19 protein-coding genes are annotated in these 22,644 nt (G+C 62.3%); 2 read left to right on the forward strand and 17 right to left on the reverse strand.

The features are described from left to right. Positions 1-128 precede the first annotated feature (128 nt). The 4 genes from BM118_RS33340 to BM118_RS33355 all read right to left on the reverse strand — a co-directional run bounded on the left by BM118_RS33340 (position 129) and on the right by BM118_RS33355 (position 5,571). Positions 129-1,949, reverse strand: coding sequence for an ABC transporter ATP-binding protein (locus tag BM118_RS33340; RefSeq protein ID WP_092191267.1), 1,821 nt, complete (start codon positions 1,947-1,949; stop codon positions 129-131). A 1-nt stretch (position 1,950) separates the two neighbouring features. Further along, positions 1,951-2,868 carry an ABC transporter permease gene (locus BM118_RS33345; protein WP_092191269.1) on the reverse strand — a complete coding sequence of 306 codons (918 nt, stop codon included), beginning with the start codon at positions 2,866-2,868 and terminating at the stop codon, positions 1,951-1,953. A 2-nt stretch (positions 2,869-2,870) separates the two neighbouring features. After that, entirely contained in the window at positions 2,871-3,851 is a 981-nt protein-coding gene (locus tag BM118_RS33350; protein ID WP_092191271.1) for an ABC transporter permease, read from the reverse strand. Positions 3,852-4,008: 157 nt separating this feature from the next. Next, complete coding sequence (locus tag BM118_RS33355; protein WP_092191273.1) at positions 4,009-5,571, reverse strand: ABC transporter substrate-binding protein; 1,563 nt, start codon at positions 5,569-5,571, stop codon at positions 4,009-4,011. A 335-nt stretch (positions 5,572-5,906) separates the two neighbouring features. Between BM118_RS33355 and BM118_RS33360 the strand changes: the two genes are divergently transcribed. Both BM118_RS33360 and BM118_RS33365 read left to right on the forward strand, forming a co-directional pair. Beyond that, positions 5,907-6,722: an HAD-IIA family hydrolase gene (locus BM118_RS33360; protein WP_092191275.1), complete on the forward strand. Its 816-nt coding sequence runs from the start codon at positions 5,907-5,909 to the stop codon at positions 6,720-6,722. A 23-nt stretch (positions 6,723-6,745) separates the two neighbouring features. Then, positions 6,746-7,699 (forward strand): phosphotransferase enzyme family protein, encoded by a 954-nt coding sequence (locus BM118_RS33365; RefSeq protein WP_244550302.1) that lies wholly within the window; start codon positions 6,746-6,748, stop codon positions 7,697-7,699. Positions 7,700-7,884: 185 nt separating this feature from the next. On the opposite strand, the gene BM118_RS33370 is transcribed toward BM118_RS33365, so the two are convergent. The 13 genes from BM118_RS33370 to BM118_RS33430 form a co-directional block, all read right to left on the reverse strand. Then, on the reverse strand, positions 7,885-8,904 hold the full coding sequence (locus BM118_RS33370) for a zinc-dependent alcohol dehydrogenase (protein ID WP_092191279.1): 1,020 nt from the start codon (positions 8,902-8,904) through the stop codon (positions 7,885-7,887). A 156-nt stretch (positions 8,905-9,060) separates the two neighbouring features. Continuing rightward, on the reverse strand, positions 9,061-10,008 hold the full coding sequence (locus BM118_RS33375; protein WP_210189071.1) for a sugar-binding transcriptional regulator: 948 nt from the start codon (positions 10,006-10,008) through the stop codon (positions 9,061-9,063). Positions 10,009-10,105: 97 nt separating this feature from the next. Continuing rightward, the gene (locus tag BM118_RS33380) at positions 10,106-11,632 is read right to left on the reverse strand and encodes an alkaline phosphatase D family protein (RefSeq protein ID WP_092191281.1); all 1,527 of its coding nucleotides are present in this window, start codon (positions 11,630-11,632) and stop codon (positions 10,106-10,108) included. Further along, on the reverse strand, positions 11,629-12,390 hold the full coding sequence (locus BM118_RS33385) for a glycerophosphodiester phosphodiesterase family protein (protein ID WP_092191283.1): 762 nt from the start codon (positions 12,388-12,390) through the stop codon (positions 11,629-11,631). Before BM118_RS33385 ends, BM118_RS33380 begins: the two co-directional genes overlap by 4 nt. A gap of 9 nt (positions 12,391-12,399) precedes the next feature. After that, positions 12,400-13,320 (reverse strand): ABC transporter permease subunit, encoded by a 921-nt coding sequence (locus BM118_RS33390; protein WP_092191285.1) that lies wholly within the window; start codon positions 13,318-13,320, stop codon positions 12,400-12,402. Between the two features lie 4 nt (positions 13,321-13,324). Continuing rightward, positions 13,325-14,239 (reverse strand): ABC transporter permease subunit, encoded by a 915-nt coding sequence (locus tag BM118_RS33395; protein WP_244550294.1) that lies wholly within the window; start codon positions 14,237-14,239, stop codon positions 13,325-13,327. A gap of 122 nt (positions 14,240-14,361) precedes the next feature. Continuing rightward, complete coding sequence (locus tag BM118_RS33400) at positions 14,362-15,693, reverse strand: extracellular solute-binding protein (RefSeq protein WP_092191289.1); 1,332 nt, start codon at positions 15,691-15,693, stop codon at positions 14,362-14,364. A gap of 219 nt (positions 15,694-15,912) precedes the next feature. Beyond that, positions 15,913-17,538: an FGGY-family carbohydrate kinase gene (locus tag BM118_RS33405; protein ID WP_092191291.1), complete on the reverse strand. Its 1,626-nt coding sequence runs from the start codon at positions 17,536-17,538 to the stop codon at positions 15,913-15,915. A gap of 32 nt (positions 17,539-17,570) precedes the next feature. Then, entirely contained in the window at positions 17,571-18,299 is a 729-nt protein-coding gene (locus BM118_RS33410) for an SDR family oxidoreductase (protein WP_092191293.1), read from the reverse strand. Positions 18,300-18,324: 25 nt separating this feature from the next. Continuing rightward, entirely contained in the window at positions 18,325-19,581 is a 1,257-nt protein-coding gene (locus tag BM118_RS33415; RefSeq protein WP_092191295.1) for a sugar ABC transporter permease, read from the reverse strand. Further along, positions 19,578-20,402, reverse strand: a complete 825-nt coding sequence (locus BM118_RS33420; RefSeq protein WP_092191297.1) for an ATP-binding cassette domain-containing protein — start codon at positions 20,400-20,402, stop codon at positions 19,578-19,580. Before BM118_RS33420 ends, BM118_RS33415 begins: the two co-directional genes overlap by 4 nt. A gap of 59 nt (positions 20,403-20,461) precedes the next feature. Beyond that, the gene (locus tag BM118_RS33425; protein ID WP_092191299.1) at positions 20,462-21,535 is read right to left on the reverse strand and encodes an ABC transporter substrate-binding protein; all 1,074 of its coding nucleotides are present in this window, start codon (positions 21,533-21,535) and stop codon (positions 20,462-20,464) included. Between the two features lie 207 nt (positions 21,536-21,742). Continuing rightward, positions 21,743-22,627 carry an AraC family transcriptional regulator gene (locus BM118_RS33430; protein WP_092191301.1) on the reverse strand — a complete coding sequence of 295 codons (885 nt, stop codon included), beginning with the start codon at positions 22,625-22,627 and terminating at the stop codon, positions 21,743-21,745. Between the last annotated feature and the right edge of the window lie 17 nt (positions 22,628-22,644).

The raw sequence follows: 22,644 nt of genomic DNA on the forward strand, positions 1-22,644 counted from the left end.
AACAAAAATATCGAAAACAACCCCATGCACAGTAGACAACCGTCGGTGCGACCTTGCGGATTTTGCGAACCCATTTGACACGTCGGGCAAAACACCGGCACAATGCCATCATTGCACGAAACTAGTCTCTAGGCGGCCGCCTGCGCCTGATCGCCATCGAGAAGGTGGCAGGCCGCGAAGCGCCCGGGCGAATGCTCGACGAGCCTCGGCGTCTCCACCCGGCAGCGGCCGAATGCCTTCGGACAGCGCGAGGCAAAGCTGCAACCCGCCGGGATGTCGATCGGGCTGGGCGGCTCGCCTTCCAGCAGGAAATCGGAGGGATCAAACAGCTTCTGCTCCAGCGTCGGGGCCGCCGACAGCAACGCCTTGGTATAGGGATGCTGCGGATCGAAAAACAGATCGTGGTTGTCGGCAATCTCGACCATCTCGCCAAGATACATCACTGCGATCCGCGTGCAGACCTTCCGCACCATCGCCAGATCGTGCGAGATGAAGACGTAGGTGAGGTCGTTCTTTTCCTGCAATTTCGAGAACAGCTCGATCAGCCTTCCTTGCTCGCGCTGGTCCAGTGCCGACAAGGTCTCGTCGAGGATCAGAAGCTTGGGATCGAGAATCAGGGCTCGTGCGATCGAAATGCGCTGGCGCTCGCCGGTCGAGAGCGCGTTCGGCAGTTGATCGTACAGTTCGGCGGCGAGACCGACTTCGGCCATCGCCGAGATCACCCGCTTTCGCAAATCGGCGCGCTTGATACTGCCACGGATCAGGAGGCTTTCCTCGATCATGCGGCCGACCGTGGTACGCGGCGGCAAGGCATTGTAGGGATCTTGCAAAAGAAGCTGGAACTCGTTGCGCTTGCGGATCAGGTCTCGCGATGACAGCGCACCGAGCGAGGTCCCGTTCAAGACGATACTGCCGCTGTCGGGCGTCTCCAGCCACGCCAGCAGACGAGTCAGCGTCGACTTGCCGCAGCCGGACTCCCCGACAATCCCGAAATTCTCGCGCGGCATGATGTCGAGCGTCACGCCGCGCACGGCCTGCACGTTGCTGTAGGTGTTGAACGTACCGCGCTTGCGGGCACGATAGGTGCGATGGACATTCTCCACCCTCATCAACGGGGCTTCGCCTTGAGCCCGATGGCGGGCAAGCGGGCCCTCCGCCGTCTCCCACATCCGCGGCACGCTCGCGATGGCCTTGCGCGTGTAGTCGGATAGCGGTGAAGTCAGCAGTTCGGCGAACGCCTGTTGCTCGACGAACTGACCCTGGTGCAGCACGGCCGTTCGATCGCCGAACTGACCGAGTGTCGGCAAGGAGGAGGACAAATAGATCGTCGCCATCTTGTGGCGCGTGCAGAGGTCATGGAGCAGCGCCACGATCTGCGCGGCAATGGTGACGTCCAGCGGCTGGGTCACATTGTCGGCGATGAGCACGGCGGGTTCGGCGCAAATAGCATCCACGATCATCGCGCGCTGCATCATGCCGCCGGAGAATTTCGACGGGTAGTCCCAGTAGCGTTCCTTTGGCGATGGAATGCGGACCTCGCCGAGCAGCTGCATGACCCTGTCGCGGCATTCGCGCCCGTTCCATTCAGGCCTGACGCTGTGCAGCTTCTCCGCGATCTGGACCCCGACCGGTATGGTCGGATCGAGCGAACTCTGCGGCTTGGAGCCGATATAGGCGATGTCACGCCCGATCCGGACTTCGCGCGCTCCGGCGCCGAGGATGTCGTGTCCAGCGAAGGCGACCCGTCCCGCGCGATATTCCAGGCTCTCCGGCAACCAGTTCGCCAGCGCACGGCTGAGCACCGTCTTGCCCGCACCGCTCTCCCCGTAGATGCCGAAAATCTCCGACGTGCTGAGGCTGAAGCTGATGTGATCCAGAATTGGAGCCGCGCCCGGCGTCGTGGCACCGACCGTCAAATCGTCGATTTCGAGAATGCGCGAGAGATCCATCTCAGAGACCTCCATAGATGCGGTTGCGCGCCTTTTCCAGCGCCGAGCCCATGAGATTGATCGAGGTGAGCGCGACGGCGAGGAAGATGCCCGGGATGGTCCCGATCCACCAGGCATTGAGCAGATATTTGCGGGAATCGGCGATGATGCTGCCAAAGCTTGGGGTCGGCGGCTGAATGCCGAGCCCAAGGAAGCCCAGGATCGCTTCGAAGATCATCATGCGGGCTACATCGAGCACCGCAACGAACGCGATCGGCGGCAGGATGTTGGGCGCTGCGAACAGCAGCAGGATTCGCCAATCCCCTGCCCCAAGCACACGCAAGCCGCGCACATATTCCTTGCCGCGTTCGGCGACCGCGGCACTGCGGGCCACTCGGGCGTAGAGCGGCCAACCGGACAGCGCCAGCACGATGATGATCGTCGGGACAGTCGGCCGCGATACACCCAGAATCGTGATGGCCAGGATGATCATCGGAATCGAGAGCTGGGCGTCCGTGATCCGCATGATGATGGTGTCCCACCACTTGCCCTTGAAGCCCGCGAACAGGCCGAGACCGCAGCCGATGACGAAGATCAGGAGCACCGTGACGATGCCGACCAGCAGCGAATAGCGCAGCCCGATCAGGCTGCGCATCAGGATGTCACGGCCGAGCTGATCCGTGCCCAGCACGTGATCCCAGGTCCATTTGTCGCCCAGATAGACCGGCGCCAGAAATTTGTCCTTCACCACCATCTTGGTGGCGCTGACCGAGGACACCTCGGGATAGATCGCGGACGCGAGCAGCAGAGCGATGAAGACGAAGAAACCGACCTTGAAGCTCGTCATGCCCCAGGCTGCAGCCAGGATCCGCCGATTGACGGACCGGATGCGGGCCAATCGAGGCTCGGGCTCCGCAGCAATGACCGTGGTGGCCGTCATGGTCAGATCTCCACGCGAGGATCGATGAGATAGGCGACCAAATCCACGATGATATTGATGAAGACAAACACCGCGCTGGTCGTAATGGCGATGCCCTGGATGACCGGAAAATCACGCCCGACGACGGAGACGACGGTCAAATTGCCGAGGCCCGGATAATCGAAGATGTATTCGATCACCAGCACGCCGCCGATCAGGGTCGAAAGCTGGATACCGAGCAGGTTGACCAGCGGCACGGCGGCATTGCGCAGCGCATGGGAATAGACGATGCGGCGGCGCGACAGGCCGCGAACCCGGGCTTCATCGATGAACGACGCCTGCATCACCTCGCCGAGTGACGTCGTCAGCGTCCGGATGATGAAGGGCGCGATCTCCACCGCCAGCACCAAGGCCGGCAGAATGACATAGGAGAAGCCCTGGTAGCCGAGCGCCGGAAGCAGCTTCAGTTTGATCGACAGGAACAGGATCAGGACGATCGCGAGCCAGAAATTCGGGATCGACACGAACAGCGACTGCATGCCGAACGCCAGGGCGTTCTGCCATCGATGCTGATGCAACCCACCGGCTATTCCGACCGGAAACGAGATCAACAGCGCGAACAACAAGGCCATACCGCCCAACTGCAGCGTGAACGGTAAGCGTTCGAGAATAAGGTCGGTCACGAGCGCCATGTCCGACTTCGTCGGATCGACATATTGTCCGCCGGCAGCAATCATGCCGCTACGCGGCCGAAGATAGGATTGTCCGAGGTCGCCCTGGAGCAGACCGCGCATATAGCGGCCGTATTGAACGATGATGGGATCGCGCAGCCCCATCTTGGTCGCCACCCTCTCGACCACATCGGGCGGCGCCATGCCGCCGACGATCAGACGGACGGGGTCGCCCGGAACCACGCGCAACAGCGTAAAGATGATCAACGAGGTGATGAAGACGATCAGGAGGCCCTGCGCGATCCGCTTGACCAGGAATTCCAGGATCAACATCAGGAAGAGCTACCCTTGCATTCGTTGGGCGTTCCGGCAGGCAGGGTTGTCTGGCCTGCACCCGACCAGGGAAAACCGGCTGGTCGGACAAGTCCGACCAGCACCTGACCTCAGAAAAACAGGCAGGTCGGACAAGTCCGACCTGCCTGAGCAATCATCATGCCAGTGTGGCTTTGGTCATGTCCTGCATGCCGTTCGGGTAGATGTAGAGGCCGTCGAGCTTCTTGCTGTAGGCGTGGATGAAGACCGACGTGAACAACGCAAGTGCCGGCGCCTTCCTGGCGATGGTCGGCAGCGTCTCGGTCTGGAGGATCTTCTTGCGCTCTTCGATAGAGGTGGCGTTGCGCTCCTTGTCGAGCACCGCGTCGATGTCCTTGTCGACGATGCCGGTAATGCGCTTCGACGACGAGTGGAAGTGGGTGCGCAGCACCAGATCCGGCTCGGGCGAACCCGTGCACCAGCCGCAGTCGATCATGTTGCCTTCGCCACCGCCCGGCTTGTCATAGAGCAGATTGCCCCAAGCCGCGACTTCGAGGGTCTGGAGATTGACCTTGAAACCCTGTTCCTGAAGCATGCCGGTGATCAGTTCGGCATATTCCTTGGTCTTCGGATAGAACCCGACCGAGGTGTAATAGGTGAGTTCTGGAAGCCCCTGGCCCTTCGGGAAGCCGGCTTCCGCCAGCAGCTTCTGGGCCTTGGCTGGATCGAATTCTGGATAATCGGCGACCTCCGCATAGCCGAACTTCACCGGCGAGATATGCGCCTTGGAGTAGGTTCCGGAGACGCCGAGCACCTCCAGCACCTGCTTGCGGTCGATGGAGTGGCATGCCGCCAGCCGGATGCGCGGATCGTCGAACGGCTTCTTGGAGCAGCGGAAGAACAGATACTTGTTCTCGACCGACACCGCCTTGTGGATGTTGAATCGAGCATCCTTGGAAATCGTCTCGACCTGCTCCTGCTCCAGCCGCTCGATGATGTCCGCCGAGCCATTCAGCAACGACAGCGTCCGCGTCGTGGTGTCGCCGACGAAATGATATTCGACGCCGGGAATCTTCGGCGCGCCGAGGAAGAAATCGGCGTTGGCGGTGAGAACGGTCGTGTCGCCCTTCTGCTCGACGTATTTGTACGGCCCGGTGCCGTTCATGCGAGCCGACAACTGCGCCTTGTTGGCAACGTCCTTGGCAGACATGATCGGCAGGAAGGAGGAGAGATAATAGTAGAGCGCCGCCGGATAGCCGTGCGCCTTGGTATTGATGCGGCAGGTGAAATCATCGACGACGTCGACGGTGACGAGACCCGGATACCACTGCGCCGGCCGGTCGGGCTGGCAGCCATACTCGTAGGTCGCCTTGACGTCAGCTGCCGTGAACGGCGTGCCGTCATGAAACTTGACGCCCTTCCGAAGCTTGACTTCCATCGTCGAAGCATCGATCGGCGTCATGGACTCAGCCAATTCGAAGATCAATTCATCCGGCTTATCCGGCCGCATCGGCGCCCGCGTCAGATAGCCGAAGACGAATCCCTCGACGATCAACTGACCCAGATTGGTGTGCGTGGTCGGATCCCAATTGCCAGACAGCGCTTCGGCGCCAAGAAAGCGCAGCGCCTTGCCTTCAGCCGCAAAAGCGGAATTTACCAGAAAGTCCGGGTTGACCCGTCCGAAGCCGAACGCTGCGGCACCGGCAAGCCCCCCTAACATCACGTCTCTACGGTTGATCATGTCATATCCCTCGATGATTCTGGCAATGCTGAAACTGCTGCCGAGGGCGCGGGCACTCAGCCGTTTCGATCGTCTCGCGCCACTTGCCTCAACTTGCAAAGCGTAGACCAAAGGTCACGCCTGCCCGATTCCTGCTGCTCCACGATTCCGTTGCTGACACTCCCGAATGCGACGATTGCGCACGGCGTCTCCTGATCACCCAGAGCGCACCGCCCAACTCCGAGGCAGCCGCGCCTCTCCACTGTGCAGGACAGGAATGATGGAAGCTCGGAACAACGGTCCGGAGACGGTGAACCTATAATTCCCTTGTTTCGAAACGAGCGGAATCCCCGGCCTTGAAAAAACAGGAGTCCCTGACCCGCCACATCATTCGCGGCATCATTTCAGACCTCGACGGCGTGGCTTATCGAGGAGACACCGCGATCCCGAGTTCGGTAAGAGCGTTTCGCGTCTGGCATGAACAGGGCGTGCCGTATGCGTTCGTCACCAATAATTCGACAAAATCTGCCGCACAGTTTGCGGCGAAGCTGACCAGCATCGGCATTCCGGCAGAACCACGGCAGGTCTTCAACACCATCTCGGCAGCGATGGCCCTGCTCGCAAGACGCTGGCCGCAAGGCACTCCGGTCTTTGCGATCGGCGAACAGCCGTTGCTCGCAGCCATTGAAGCAGCCGGCTATGATCTGACCTCTGCGGACCCAGAAGTCGTGGTGCTCGGCTTCGATTCGACGCTCGACTACGCCAAGCTGCGGACAGCTATACGAGCCGCCTTGGCGGGAGCAGTGATCATTGCGACCAATCCCGACGTCCTCACGCCCGTGCACGATGGATATGACCCTTGCGTCGGCGTGCTGACCGCCGCGGTGGTCGCTGCGGTACCAAGTGTGACGCCGGTCGTTGTCGGCAAGCCACATCCGTTCCTGATCGAGCGGGCGCTCGAGTATCTCGGCACCGCAAAGCACGAAACGATCATGATCGGCGACCAGGTCGCGACCGACATCGCGGCCGGTAACGCCGCCGGCCTGCGGTCTATCCTGCTCGCCAGCGACGTGCCGTTCAATGCGGCCACAAGCATCGTCCCCGATCGCATCGTCTCGAGCCTTCTTGATCTCCTCGATGCCACTTCCGAGAGGGCCGGCTCACTCTCATGATGACTCCGAGCTTGATCGAGAGCATGCAGACCGAGCTCGGCGCAGCCTTGCCGCTCTGGGATCTCTCGTCACAATCGACGGTCTCCTTCCTCAGCCATTCCGAGAACACGACGTTTCTGGCGCAGGAACCGGCATCTGGACGGAGGCTGGTGCTGCGCGTGCAGCGGATCGGCTACCACACGCCCGCCGAGATCAGGTCCGAGCTCGCCTGGATCGATGCGCTGATAGCGGAGGACATTGTCGTCACGCCTCGCCCGGTCGCCGATGGTAAGGGGCGATCGCTATGTCCGATCATCCTGAACGGCTCGCCGCGACAGATTGCGGCGTTCGAGTTTCTCGGCGGCAAGGAGCCCGATCCATCAGACGATCTCGTCGCCTGGTTCGGCAAACTTGGAGTGATCAGCGCCAGGCTTCACGCGCACAGCCGCCGATGGAGGAGGCCGCCGGACTTTCAGCGCAAGGTCTGGGACTTTCACGCCATGGGCAACCGACCGTTGTGGGGCGATTGGCAGTCGGGCCTTGGTCTTCGCGACGATGGCCGAAAATTGCTGCAGAGGGTCGCCTGCGCACTCGAGCAACGTCTCGATACCTACGGAAACACAGGCGACCGATTTGGCCTCGTCCACGCTGATCTCCGATTGGCCAATCTTCTCGTCGACGGTGCGCGTCTCGGCGTAATCGACTTCGACGATTGCGGCTTCTCATGGTTCTTCTACGACTTTGCCGCCGCCGTCAGCTTCATGGAGCATGAGCCGATCGTGACCGAACTCCAGGCATCATGGCTCGACGGGTATCGCGCGATCGCGCCTGTTTCGCGCGAAGACGAACTCATGCTGCCCGTTTTCGTGATGCTCCGGCGCATGCTGCTGACGGCATGGATCGCGTCGCATTCGGACACCGAGACCGCACGACGGTTGGGAACGGATTACACCGATGGAACCGTCGCGATGGGCGAGCGATTCCTGCAAGCGCTCTGATGGCCGCCCGCGACGAGACCGGGTCGCTTGTCTTCTTCTCCAGCCTTTCCTTCGCCAGCACCTCAACCATGTCGGATAAGCTGCGAAGATGCACCTCCCGCCGACCTGGCGCGGCGCTATCGCGTACTTCAGAAGGCCTGCTCTCATTGGCTGATGCCGAAGAGTGGGCGAGACAAGCCGTCAATCTACGGACTAATGATCGCCTTGATGATTCCATCTCGCCGCGCGACCTGTTGCTCGAACGCGGCAGGTGTTTCGTCGAGCGAGAAGCGATGCGTGGCCAGCGGCGCAAGCTTGACCTGCCCCCCCTGCGCAAGCGCGATGGCCCGCGGATAGACCTCCGGCATGCGGCGTGAGAATTTGATCGACAAGCCTTTCCGGCGCGATTCGGCGCCGCTCAGGATGTACTGGTTGTTCTCGGGAATGCCGACGAGAACGACCCGGCCACCGATACGGGCGCAGCGCGCCGCATGCTCGAAGCCGTGCGAGGAGTCGGTCGCCTCGATCACCAGATCTACGCCGCGGCCTTCGGTGACGTCCCCAACCCCGGCGTAGCTGCGGCACGCCACATCCGCGCCGAGGTCGCACGCAATCGCGGTACGCTGCTCGACCGGGTCAATCGCGATGATCTTTCCGGCACCGGCGAGCCGCGCGAGTTGCACCAGCAACAATCCCACCGGCCCGCAGCCAAGCACCACCACGGTTTCCAGAAGTCGCGGACGCGCCAGATCCATGGCATGGATCGCAACGCCGAGCGTCTCCAGGATCGCTGCGCCGGCCGGGTCGATGCTGTCAGGCACCAAATGCACGGCGGATCTGGGCACGCAAACGAATTCGGCCATGGCGCCGTTGTGTGGCGCATAGCCGAGGAACCTCACGTTGGGGCACAGATTGGTGTGACCGCGGCGGCACCACTCACAATGGCCGCAGGGAATGGAAGGGTCGACCGCCACCAGCACATCAGTCGACAGTCCCGCCTTGCGCGCCGAGTCCGGCGTGAGGACGCCCGAGAATTCATGGCCCAGGACGAACGGCCTGACCTGCGTCGGGCCGGTCGTTCCGCCCTCGAGGTAGGAATGCAAGTCGCTGCCGCAGACGCCGACAGCCTTGACGCGAACGATGAGGTCGTCCTCCGCGACCGGCCTCGGTTCGGGGATATCGAGGATGCGGATATCGCGAATGTCCTGAAGCACCGCAGCGCGCATGTCGACGCCATCCCTCTCTGAGCAATTGTCTTGGTTACATTACATATGTCACCTCGACGTGACAAATGCTTTTGCGCACTCCGGAGCGCAGGTGGGCGGTCACGCCGGCATCAGCGTCGAAAGCGCGGGTCCAATGTTCGTTTGCGAAAAGAGCGGCTATTTCTGCTTGTCGATCAGTTTTAGCGCGGCGACGGCGGCGTTCTCGTCCGTCACCAGCACCTTGCCGATCCGGCCGCGCAGCACCGCGGCGATGATCGGCGCCTTGTTGAGACCCCCGGCGATTAGCATCGAGGTCGGCACGCGCGCCAGCTTCTCGAGCGGAAGCGCGATGGCACGGCTGTTGATGCCGTGATCGATGGGCCGGCCGGACTTATCGAGAAATTGTGCGAGCACGTCGCCGACGGCGCCCGCGGCCCGTAGATGCTCCGCACGTACGTCCGGCGGCAGCCCGTGCCGCACCAGCAGCGAGCGCGGCGTCAGATCTCCCATGCTCAATAGCGCAAGATCGATCCGCTCGACGCTCTTCAGCACCTCCTGATAGACCTCCTGGGCCAGGAAAGTATCGCGCGAGCGCCGGCTGCTGGCAAAAATGGGCGCGGCCAGATAGCTGCACTGGGCGTGCAGCCGGCGCGCGAGCTCGCCCGCGATTTCGAAGGTGTTGAGCTCGAGTCCGCGCGACAGCCCGCCCATCATCGAGACGATGGAGAGATCGGGATAGTCCGCGGGCGTGACGTAACGGATGGTCTCGCGCAGAGTCGCGCCCCAGCCGATACCGATGATGCGCGGGCGCTTCTGTTCGAGGAATTTCGACAGATACGCTCCGGCTGCCATCCCGATCAGGCTTCCGACCTGCTCGGGATTCTCCGGGCTCGGGATGACGACCGCGTCCTCGAGGCCGCATTCACGACGCAACCGGTGCTCCAGCTCCGTGCAGCTCGCAAAGGCGGAATTGAGACGGATGCTGACGATGCCCGTCTGCCGTGCATCCGACAGCATGCGATTGACGCGGGCGCGGGTCAGCCCCAGCCGCTCGCCGATCTCGGCCTGGGTCAAGTTCTCCATATAGTAGAGCCAGGCGACCCGCAGGATGGTTTGATCGGTCACGGCGCAGCCCCCGCAGCAGCCTAAAGCATGGTCAGACGTCGGATCATTTGAGGCGATCCTTCATCATTCGTCAAATGCGAGGCCGTGCGGGCGTTCGTCATGCGGCCTTCGCCCCCGGCGCGCCGTCCTCGACCACAAATGTCGTCAGCCGGCGCACGGCGCTCCTGGCGTCCCTGACGTCGTCGAGCGCCTCGAAACCCACGGTGCAATGCCGGGCGTCGAGCTCGACGGTCGCATAGCCGCGCCTGTCGCCGCGCGCATAGACGAGATGCGGATTCTCCGCCAATGCCTTGCGCACACTGCTCTCGCTCGGCCCGTCCGAGGTGATGGAGGTGCCGACGAACTCGGTCGCAATGGTCGGGCCATCGGGCCGGGCAAAATCATGCTTCAGATCGGCGGCAAAGAAAGCGTGGCGGTCGCCACCGATCACGATCGGGTTGCGGCGATGCGCAGCGAGCGAATCAAGCAGACGACGGCGGGCGTTGGGGTAGCCGTCCCAGCCGTCCATCCAGAAATGCGCGCCATCGTCCCCTTCCCGCTTGTCCTGCGCCATCAATGTCTGCTGCGCGACGATCGTCCAGCGACCTCGAGACTCGCGCAGGCGCGCATCGAGCCATTGTTCCTGTGTTTGGCCCAGCATCGTCCGCGTTTCGTCCGTCCGGCCCGCACAGTCAGTCACCCAGGTCGGACGCCCGTTTCCGACGCAGGCCGATGCCGAACGATATTGCCGGTCGTCGAGCAGCAGCACGTCGAGCATGTCGCCGAAGCGATAGTGCTCGTAGATCGTGGCATCCACGCCACGTGGGCGCGCTGTGGGCGGTAACGGCATGTGCTCGTAATAGGCCTGATAGGCCGCGGCACGGATCTTCAGGAACCGCGCGGTGTCGCGCACCGTGTAGGAACGATCATTGGCATAGTCGTCCATCACCTCATGGTCATCCCATACCGAAAGCCAGGGGAAGGCGGCGTGCGCGGCCTGCAGGTCGGGATCGCTCTTGTAGAGCGCGTAGCGGTTGCGGAATTCCTCGAGCGTTGTCGGGATGCCGACGCCGTGCTGGCGGACGTGGTGCGATCCCCAGGATTTCTCATAGATGTAATCACCGAGATGAACGACAAGATCGAGATCGCGCGCGGCCATGTCGCGGTAGGCGGCAAAATAGCCCTGCTCGTATTGCTGGCAGGATGCGAAGGCAAAACGGAACGGGCGCGCGGACTCGGCCGGCGCGGTTCGGGTCCGTCCGACCGGGCTAAGCGCTGGACCGGCGCGGAAGCGGTACCAGTAGACGCGATCGGGCCGCAATCCCGTCGCCTCGGCATGCACGGAATGCGCAAGCTCTGCTGTCGTCCGCACGACACCGCTGGAGGCGATCCGCGAGAAGGCCTCGTCATCGGCGACCTGCCATTCGACATCCACCGGAGCGTCGCCCATGCCGCCGCTGTCGAGAGGTTGTGGCGCAAGGCGGGTCCACAGGATGACGCGATCCGGCCGCGGACACCCGGACGCAACACCGAGCGTGAAAGGATCTGCGCTGAAAGAGATCGGCGCTCCTCGTATGAACCCGGCGGGCGCAGCGAAGGTGACGCTCGCCAGCGATCCCATGAGAAAGCGGCGGCGGGGAATCATGAATGCGCCGGCACGGTTTCAAGCTTGCGACGAATGCTCACAGCGAGATCAGGCCGATCGGTGGTAATCTGCCGCACCGGTTGGGCAAGCCAGTAGGCGATATCCTCCGGCTCATTGGTCACCCATGCACCGAGACGCCCGGATCCGAGCACGTTGAGGGCCAGCGGCAATGTGAGCCCCAGGAGCGATTTTTCGACCGCGACAATGCAGCCGGGAATGGCGGCAAATTGTGCCAGCGCGGACGCGATTCCGCCCATCATCTCCGCCGAACGGCGGTCGAGCGAGGCAAGCACCCGCGCCTCCGGCCACAGCCGGCGCACGGTCGTGATCACGCCGGGCACGAAGCAGGTGATGACAGTGCGCTGTTCCAGGCCCCGCCCCCTGATCTCGTCGATCAGCCGGGCCTCAAGGCCCGCATAGGAATTGCCGAGCGCGTCCGTCTTGATCTCGATGTGGAGCTCAAGCGTCGTTTCGCTGAACACGTCGAGCACCTCGCCGAGGGTCGGAATGCATTCGTCGCCGGCATCGCGAAGGCGCGTCGCCGTCAACCGTCTCAGGCTGCGCTCGCCAACCGGCCCGCTATCCAAGGTGGTGCGGTCGAGCAGCGGATCATGGATCACGACAAGCCCGCCATCCGCGCTCTGATGGACGTCGAATTCGACCGCATCTACGCCCTCCTTGCACAGGTTACGGAAGCCCGTAAGGCTGTTCTCCGGCCAAAGATTGCGCGCGCCGCGATGCCCGGCGATGAAAACCATGATCAATTCCTACTTGCTACTGTCGATAAGACCCTTGATGAACCAGCGCTGCAACAGCAGGACGACCAGCGCCGGCGGCAACATCGTGAGGAGCGCGCCGCTCATGGCGATATTCCAGGCCGGCTCGCTGTCGGAGCGGGGGATCAGGCCCTTCAGTGCAATGACGGCCGTTGCCATATCCTTATCGGTCGTGAACAGCAGCGGCCAGAGATATTGATTCCACCCGAACAGGAACAGGATGATGGCGAGCGCCACCATGTTCGGCACGGACAGCGGCAACAGGATGCTCCAGAAGAAATGCAGCGGCGATGCGCCGTCCAGCCTCGCCGCCTCGCACAGCTCGTCCGGGACCGTCAGGAAGAACTGGCGAAACAGGAAAGTGGCGGTGGCCGAGGCGATCAGCGGCAGGATCAACCCGGGATAGGTGTTGACCATGTTCCATTCGAGCGTGATCGCGACCTCGTGACCGCTGATCCAGCCCCACAGGTCCGCCAGATGCAGAATGTCGGCAAGCCATTGCAGCAGCAGCGCCGCATTGGCCACGGCCTCGAAAGTCGGCACGATCCGAACCTCGATCGGCAGCATCAGCGAGACGAAGATGAGCCAGAACGCGAGCATCCGGTAGCGGAACCGGAAGTAGGTGATCGCGAACGCCGAGAGCAGCGATACCGCGATCTTGCCCGCGGTGATGCCGAGCGCCACGACGATCGAATTGGTGAAGGTGCGGCTGAAATTGCCCTTGCTCCAGGCCAGTTGCAGGTTGTCGAGGAACTGGCCACCCGGGAGCCATGGCAGCGGCACCTTCTGAACCTCGGCCACCGTGAGCGAGCCCGCCACGAACGCGAAATACAGGGGTACGCAGACGGTCAGCGCGCCGCCAATCAGGATCACGTGACAGACCATGTTGAGGATCGGCGAGCGCTCCACCATTCGGCTAGACTCCGTAATTGACCTTGCGGTCGAAGTAGCGGAATTGCAGCAGCGTGCAGATCAGCGCGAAGCTCATCAAAAGAACCGATTGCGCGGCCGAAGAGCCGAGGTCGAGATTGACGAAGCCATCGACGAAGACCTTGTAGACCAGAATGTTGGTTGCACCGGCCGGACCGCCTTTTGTGACTGCATCGATGATGGCGAAGGTTTCGAAGAAGCCATAGATGAAGTTCATCACGGTGAGGAAGAAGATGGTGGGCCCGAGCATCGGCAGCGCGATCGAGACGAAGCGGCGGATCGGACCGGCGCCATCCACCGCGGCAGTCTCCATCAGCGACACCGGCACCGCGAGCAAGCCCACGACCAGAAAGATATAGTCGTAGCAGACGTGCTTCCATGACGCGGCGAGCGTCACCAGGATCAGCGCATCGGTCGGATTGAGGTTGGGGTCCCATGCAATGCCGAACCCGTGCAGCACCTGCGCGAGCGGGCCGACCGCCGGATTGAACAGGAAGGCCCACAGGATGCCAGCGATCGCGGGCGCAATTGCGTAGGGCAACAGGATGATGGTGCGATAGACCGAACGGCCGCGCACAATCCTGTCAGTGGCAAAGGCAAGGACGAGCGCACTCCCCAACGTGAGCACATTCTGCGCCACCGTGAACCAGAACGTCACCGCGATCGACTGGCGGTACTCGCCGCTCGCGAACAGTGCCTTGAAATTGTCGAACCACACGAACTGGACGTTGTTCCCAAAGGGATCGCTGAGCAGGACGGATTGCATCAGCGCCCGCAGCGACGGGATGAAGAAGAAGAACAGCAGGATCAGCAATTGCGGCAGCAACAGCAGCGTCGGCAGGCCGGGGCCGTCGCCGAAATTGGCTCGCTTAAGGCCGGCCTCTTGCTCGCGCCGACGCACCTTTCCAGACGTTCGGGATCCGCCGGCCGCCGCGCCCGTCCCGGCCTTGGACTGGTGGCCCCCGTGCCTTCTCTGAAGCACGGGTGCGCGCGTATCACGCCATGGGATGGACAGGCGCAACGTCATGGACGCTCGGTTTCCGGTGTCTTCCCGGCATTGAGCTTTTCGAATTGCCGCAAGATCTCGTTGCCCCGCTTGACCGCATCATCCATCGCCTGCTGTGGCTGTTTCTGGCCGGCAAAGACTGCCTCCACCTCCTGGCGCTGGGCCAGCATCGTCTGCACGAAATTGCCGAAGCGGAAGCCGCGCGAGTTCTCGTTCGGCGTACCACGTGAAAGCTGTAGAACGGCAATCTCTCTGGTTGGATGATCCTTGTAGTAGCCACGCTCCCGCGCAAGCGCATAGGCACGGTTGGTTGCGGGAACGTAGCCGGTCGCGCCATGCCACCACACCTGGGTCTCCGGCTGGGCGAGGAAGTTCAGAAAGGCCGCGACGGCGTCATACCGCTCCTGGGTATGCCCCTTCATGACCCAGATGGCTGCGCCGCCGATGGTGCTGTTGAGAGGCGGATTGATGTCGCTCTCGTGCGGCAGGAAGGTGGCGCTCCAACTGATGGTCGCATTGCGCTCGATATTGCCGTGCGATGCGGTCGAATTGACGAAGGTCGAGCACCGTCCCGACGTGAACAACTGCTCGGGGCTGAAGCCCTGGCCCGCGATCTGCATCACACCGTCATTAAGCCACTTCTTCAATCGCGCGACTTGCGAGACCACCTTCGTCTTGTTGTAGACGAACTCGGTACCGAGCCCGTCAAAGCCGTTTGCGAGCGTCCCGTAAGGCTGGTTGTTGATGGCGCTGTAGTTCTCGAGAAGGCTCCAGTAGAAATCGCCGGGCAGCACCGTGCCGCATTCGCTGATCCCTTTGGACTTGATGGTGTAAAGCTGGCTCTCCAGCTCCTGCCAGGTATCGGCCGGCTTGTCGAAGCCGGCCTTCTGGAAGTGGTCCTTGTTGTACCAGAAGATCGGCGTCGACGAGTTGAAGGGCATTGCCGACATCCGCCCCTTGTAGCTCCAGAAGCTTGCCACTGGCTTGATGAAGTCTGAAAAGTCGATCTTGTAGTCCTTCTGCTCCACCAGGTCCTGCACCGGAACAATGGCGCCCGAGAGCAGCATCGTCATGTAGCCGCGCTCGGCAATCTGCACCATTTCCGGCGGCCGCTTCGCGCGGTAGGCGGCGATCACCCCGTTGGTCACCTCATCGTAGTTGCCCTTGGCGACCGCGACGACTGTGTACTTGTCCTGCGACGTGTTGAACTTCTCGACGAGCTCATTGAGCCGATCGGCCAGGACGCCGCTCATGGCGTGCCACCACTGCACCTCGACCCGCGCATGTGCCGGACCGGCGAATGCCAACGCGCCGAACAAGGCCGCAATGAATGCGACTTTCCTACCCATGGGCAGCCCTCCCTGAAGTCCCGACTTATACATTTGTATTTCTATCATGACATATGTGTCGAGATGATGAAAGGGGGAGTCATCCCCTACGACAGGCAGTCGGGAAACGGCGCATTTTCCCGCGACGTGAATGCCGGTCGCGGCGGGGCGGAGCGGTCCCGCACCAGGCGGTAGCGCGGCGTGACCATGCTTTGGACGCGGTCGAGTTGGTGAAGGGAGTTAAGAAGCGCTTCTAATGGCCCGGCCGACTTTCTGCAGGGCCTCAAAGGCTCCGAAGCGCCGATCGCTCCAGTCTGCCAAAGTCGCCTGGGGCTGATGGACTTCTCCCAAAACCGACATCGCCTGCATCGCCTCGCCGAGACTGGCATGGTCACCCGAAGCAACTGATCCAAGCATCGCGGAGCCGAGAAGGACGGCCTCCGGAGATGCCGACGCGGCGACCGTCAAACCCGTCGTATCGGCGAGCACCTGTCGCACGAGGCGACTCTTTGCGGCGCCGCCGCTGACCACGATCGTATCAACCTCGATGCCCTTTTCCTGCTGGGCCCGAACGATCTGCCGGGCCCCGTAACCAAGACCGCACAATCCTGCAAGGTAAAGCGCCAGCAGGCTCTCTAGATCCGCGCGCATGTCAAGCCCGGCAATCAGTGCACGCGCGTCAGGATCCGCGAACGGCGCGCGATTGCCAAGGAATTCGGGGACGACATGAAGCTCGCCGACCAATTCCGGAATCATGTCGGCACCGCCGCGTGATTCGACTTCAGCGGCAAGCCAATCGGCAAGCGTCTGCTGCTTCTGACGTGCAGCATGTGTCGCCTGCGCGGAATGCGGATGCATCTGCAACAGATGCTCAATCGCAGCGCCGGCAGCCGACTGCCCACCTTCGTTGAGCCAAAGCCCCGGCACCATGGCGGAGAAATAGGGTCCCCAAACACCAGGAACGAAGGACGGTTGCGTCGTGGTTGACATGGTACAGGCGGACGTTCCGAAGACATACGCCATGCGCGTGAGCACCGTGCCGGCCGTACCGCGTGCGCCCACCGTACCAACACCGCCGGCGTGTGCATCGATGAGGCCTGCGGCAACGGGCATTCCGGCCGTGAGACCGACATCAGCCGCTGCCTCCGCAGTCAGACCCGCCGCCAGTCTTGTTCCGCCGGGTACGATCTCGGTGCCGATCCTGCTGAACTGCTCGTCCGCCAGCACACCGAGGCCAACCGACCGGAAAAAATTGCCATCCCAGCGGTTTTCGTGGCCCAGATAGGTCCACTTGCACGTCACGGTACAAATGGAGCGAGACAGGCTCCCAGTCGCACGCCAAGTCAGAAAGTCAGTCAAGTCCATGAACTGCCACGCACGGGAAAACGTCTCGGGCATGTTTTCGGCGAGCCACAACAGTTTTGGTGTCTCCATCTCGGGTGAGATGGTTCCGCCGGCATACTCAAGGACTTTCTCGCCTGTCTGGTTGATCCGGCGGGCCTGATCGGCTGCACGGTGATCCATCCAGACGATGACGTTGCGAGCAGGATCGCCGGATGGGCCGACGGGCAGTGGCTCGCCCCCCTCGCCCAGCACCACCAGCGAGCAGGTCGCGTCAAAGCCGATGCCGGCGATGCTATCCGGCGCGATGCCGGCCTGCCCCACCGCGCCACGCACGCTGCGGCATACGGCATGCCAGATATCCTCGCTCGACTGCTCGACGATGTCTCCGGCCTCCTGCCAAAGTGCAACAGGAGCTCGATCACTCGCAATGAGTCTGCCCGAGCGATCGAACACTCCGGCTCTTGCGCTGCCCGTGCCGACATCGACGCCAAGAAAATAGCGGTCAGCGAATTCTTTGGTCATGAGGCCACATCCAGATCGCCGATCGGAAGATGCTATAGATCGTTGCTCTGCGGCAGAATGACGAGGTCGCGGATGGTGACGTTTCTCGGACGCGTCAACATGAACAGCACCGCCTGCGCGACTTCCACCGGCTGCATCAAGCCGCCGGCCGCCATTTCTTCCTCGATCTTCTCTTTGGGCCAGTCTTTGATGAGCGCGGTCACAACCGGACCTGGCGCAACGGCGCCGACACGCAAGCCATATTTGGCGACCTGTCGGCGTACGGTGTGCACGAATGCCTGCACAGCGTGCTTGGAGGCAGTATAGATCGGCTCCCAGACGACAGGGACAAGACCTGCGATCGAACTGGTGACGATGATGTCGCCGCTCTTGCGCTCGACCATGTGCGGCAGCACCGCATGGATCGACCGGAAGAGCGCATTGACGTTCAGGTTGAGCATGCGGTCCCAGGCATCGGGGTCGCCGCCAAGCACCTCGCCGCCGACATAGGCGCCTGCATTCGCATGGAAGATGTCCAGTTGACCTGCCTTCTCCAGCACCTGCGACATCATGGTTCCCATGCTTTCGGGATCGGTGAGGTCGATACGTAACGGAATCGCCTGGTCGCCCAGCTCGACGCTAGCGCTGCTCAGCGCCTCCTCTGCCCGATCGATCAGCACCACCCGCGCGCCCGCCCCGATCAACGTTCTGGCGCATTCGAGACCGATGCCCGACGCGGCGCCGGTGATCGCGGCGACTTTTCCTGCAAGTTCCTGGGCCACGGCTGGTCCTTCTTGTGAGAGTTATTCAAGCTCGGCCATGGGACAGGCGTGAGCGCCGTGCCAGCGAATCGACGATGACCGCAATGGCAAGTACCGCGCCCGTGATCATGTACCGTAGCGACGAGGAGAGATCGAGCAGCGTGAGGCCGCTCGCGATGGACTGGATGACGATGATGCCGAGGAGTGCAGAATAGGCGCTGCCGCGGCCGCCAAATAGGCTCGTGCCGCCGATGACCGCGGCTGCGATCGCGTTGAGGTTGACATCCCCGGTCCCGGCCTGCTGGCTGGAAGATGCCAGCCGCGCTGCGGCAAGAATGCCGCCAGCGGCTGCCAGCGTGGAGCACAGCATGAACGCGGTCGAATAGACCCGGCGAACGTTAATGCCCGCCCGACGGGCCGCCTCGCGATTGCCGCCGACCGCAGACATCGAGCGGCCCCATTTGGTCCGCGTCAACGCGTAGTTCATGACCACGCACAGGCCGACGAACAGACCGAACATCCACGGAACGCCGCGCCCGAGGTTGAGATAATAGACGATGAATTCGAGTACGATGGTAACCAGCAGCGCCTTCAGCACCATGCGGCCAGACGAACTGGCCGATAGCCCAGCCTGCCGCCGGCGTGCGGCCGTCCGGTAGCCGGTCACGAACACAACCAGGCTCGCGGCCGCCGCCAGCACATAGGATACGATCGGCGGCATGACGAGCATCTGCCCGAAATTGACCAGCGGCGATCCGTAGGGAAGATTGATCGAGCCTGAAGAACCGAGCAGATACAATTGCAGGCCGAGCCACGCCAGCAGGCCCGCCAGCGTCGAGACGAAGCTCGGCATCCCCAAACGATTGAACAGAAACGCGTAGAGCGCACCGATGGCGGCGCCCAGTACCAACGCCGTGACGATCGCGACGGCCACCGGCCAATCCTGATCGACCCAAAGCACGCCCACAAGCGCCGAAGAGAACCCGCTCACCGAACCAACCGAGAGGTCGATTTCGCCGACCATCAGGATACAGACGATGCCCAGCGAGATGACCCCCACCGTCGAACAATCGAACAGCAAATTGACCAGATTGTTCGGCGCCAGAAAAACGGGGTTGAGACTCTCGAATGCCGTGCAGATGACGATGAGCCCGACGACCACCGGCAGCGAGCCGAGGTCGCCCGACCGCACGCGGTCCACAAAGGCGCTGAACATGGTCCCAGGTGTGTCCGTGTGCTTGACCCGCTCGTCATTGCGGTCGAGCGGCCGCGCCGTCGAAACCCGTTGCGTGTCGCCGGTCATCGCCGCTGCTCCGGCGATTGATGGGCGCGACGCCGGCTGGCGCGGCGCGAGACCGAGTTTTCGTCCGCGCCGGTAATTGCAGTGACGAGGTCCTGGTTGGAGGCGTCGGGTTCGAATTCGCCGTTGTTGCGGCCGAGGCGCAGCACCACGATCCGGTCGGCGACCGCGCGTACGTCCTCCATGTTGTGGCTGATCATGATGACGCCGAGGCCGCGGGCGCGAACGCGCTCGACGAGGTCGAGCACCTCGGCGGTTTGGGCAACGCCAAGTGCGGCGGTCGGCTCGTCGAGCAGGATGAGCTTCGGCTCGGTTAGCAGTGAACGCGCGATCGCCACGGTCTGGCGCTGTCCGCCGGAGAGCGACGCAACGGGCTCACGCACGCTCGGGATCCGCGCCGACAGTTCGCTGAGCAACGTCCAGGCGCGGAGCTCCATGGAAACCTCGTCGAGCCGCATTGGATTGAGTTCACGGCCGAGGAAGATATTTGCGACTACATCAAGATTCTCGCAGAGCGCCAGGTCCTGGAATACGGTGGCGATACCGAGACCGAGCGCCGCGGCCGGATCGGATAGGACAACATGTTCGCCATCGAAGGCGATCGTTCCAGAGGTGGGCTGATGCACGCCGGCAAGAATTTTCACGAGCGTCGACTTTCCTGCGCCGTTATCGCCCACAAGCGCCACGACCTCGCCAGCATGCACGTCGAGATCGACGTCGGTAAGGGCGGACACAGCGCCGAAATGCTTGGAAATTCCGCGAAGACTGAGAACAGGCTTGCGCAGTCCGCCCTGCGGGTGATCGACATCCGAGATCGTGGTCATTTCCAAGCCCGTGCCCTGGTCGGTCATCCCGGCCGCCGGAGCGGCCGGGACAGACGCAGTTACTGTGTTATGCCAAGTTTCTTGCAGCCGGCGGCATATCGGCCCGTACAGAGCTGATCGGCCGTCTGGATCTTCTTGTCGACGATCTCCGCCTTCAGGTTTTCCTGGGTGACGACCGCCGGCACAAACAGCTTCGACGGCGCATTAAAGAGCGTGGTTTCCGCGTTGGGCGTCTCGCCGGAGAGGAATTTCACCGCCGCTTGGGCAGCCGCAGCGGCCACGATCTCGCTGGGTTTGGAAATCGTGTTGTACTGATCGCCGGCGATGACGAGCTGAAGCGCGGCAATCGTCGCATCGTTGCCCGTAACCGGCGGTACCGGATCGACGCCTGCGGCCTTGAAGGCGGCAATTGCACCACCGCCCGTGCCGTCATTGGCGGCCACTACGCCGAGGATCTTCTTGCCGAAGCGGGTGACCTGGCCGCTCGCCCATTGCTGCGCCTTCGGCGGCGCCCAGTCCGGCGTGTCGTATTCGGCAAGAATTGGATAGCCGCTCTGATCAAGACCTGCGTGGATACCCTTCTTGATGAGTCCCGCAGCGGCATCGGTCGGCGATCCATTGATTTCAAGCACGCCCTCCCCCTCCTTCGCCGTGATCTTGGCCGCCTTCAGATGCTTGATGAGCGATTCAGAGATGGCCTTCCCGATGGCTTCGTTGTCGAAGGAGACGTAGAAATCGACCTTGGCGTCGGGAACCGGCCGGTCATAGGCAATGACCTTGATGCCCTGCGACTGCGCCATCTTGACCAGGGAGGCCGCGGCGGTCGAGTCGACCGGGTCGAGCACGATCACCTTGGCGCCCTGCGAAATCACCGAATTGAACTGCTGTTGCTGCCGTGCGGCATCTGCGCTGGCATTCTGGTAGATCACCTTGCAACTGTCGCAGAGTTTCTTCATCTCTGCCGCAAAGCCCGGATAGTCGTGTTGCTCGTAGCGGGTGGAGGCCTGGTCCGGCATGAGGAAGGCAACGGTCGCGTTCTTCACCTCTGCGGCCTGCGAAAACGGGACGGTTGTGCCGAGCAGCGACAAGGCCAAGGCAATTGTGGCCGCATCTTTCGGAGCGAACTTTTTCATTTCGGATTTCCTTTCCGGAACTGGGTGTTAGAGTGCCGTCATTGATCCTTTGAAGACAGGCCTTCGCTGCTTCCGTCGCCGACGGCGCAATGAGCGCCGGTGCTCCGAAGCCGCGCAGAATCCTGGACAGACGATTCCTGTCGCGGACTGCCATCGGCATGTCCGCGTCATTCTTCCGCAATGGTCCTCCTCCTTTGCTCCTCCCGGCTAGGCGGCGCGCGCCGCATCGATGTTGTGCGCCAACAATCGTCTGAAGCGCGAAGGCGGCATGCCTTTTTCGGCCAGAAACTGACGGTTGAAATTGGAGAGATTGTTGAAGCCGACCTCGAAGCAGATGTCGGTGATGGAAGCCTGCTCGTCGCTCATCAAGATCTGGCAGGCGAGATTGATGCGCAGCCGTTTGACGTATTGCACCAGTGACATGCCCGTGTGCCGGCGGAACGAGCGCGAAAATGCGCTTTGCGACTGACCGGCGATCGCTGCGAGCTCCGTTTCACCGAAAGGTTGCGTCAGGTTCTTGCGGATGAAGGCAAGTGCCTTGTTCATGCCCGCAGACATGTAGCCAGACGGATCGGGCAGATAGTTTGGGCTGGAGAGCGGACGCGCCTTTCGGGCGCGACCAAGTACCCCCAAGATCATCATGAACAGCTCGATCCGGCGCACGCCGTTCGCCGTCACGATCTCCTCCATGAGTGGGGCGAGCGCGTCGCTCGTGCTGCGGGTGAAAAGCGCGCCGCGCCGGGAGAATTCCAGCAACGCGGCAAGGCCCGAAAGCTCGGGCATGACCTTCATCAGGTCGCCGATGAATTCTTCGCTGAACTGAAGGATGCGCCCGCGCAGCGGGATGGTGCACTCCGCCGGCAGATCGCTCACCCAATTATGCGGCAGGTTGGGGCCGGTGAGAACGAGATTACCCGGCTCGAATTCGCCGATAAAGTCGCCGACGAAATAACGTCCGCTGGTGGCCACAACCTGATGGAGCTCGTATTCGGGATGGAAATGCCAGCGGACCGTGTGGAATGGGTAGCCGTGCGACCACGCCTTGAACGACTCGCCGCGCCGTATCTGGACAACTTCCAGGTCCGGTTCCATATCCCCTCCCTTCAGGC

Source organism: Bradyrhizobium sp. cf659 (genome assembly GCF_900113725.1).
Classification (GTDB): domain Bacteria; phylum Pseudomonadota; class Alphaproteobacteria; order Rhizobiales; family Xanthobacteraceae; genus Bradyrhizobium.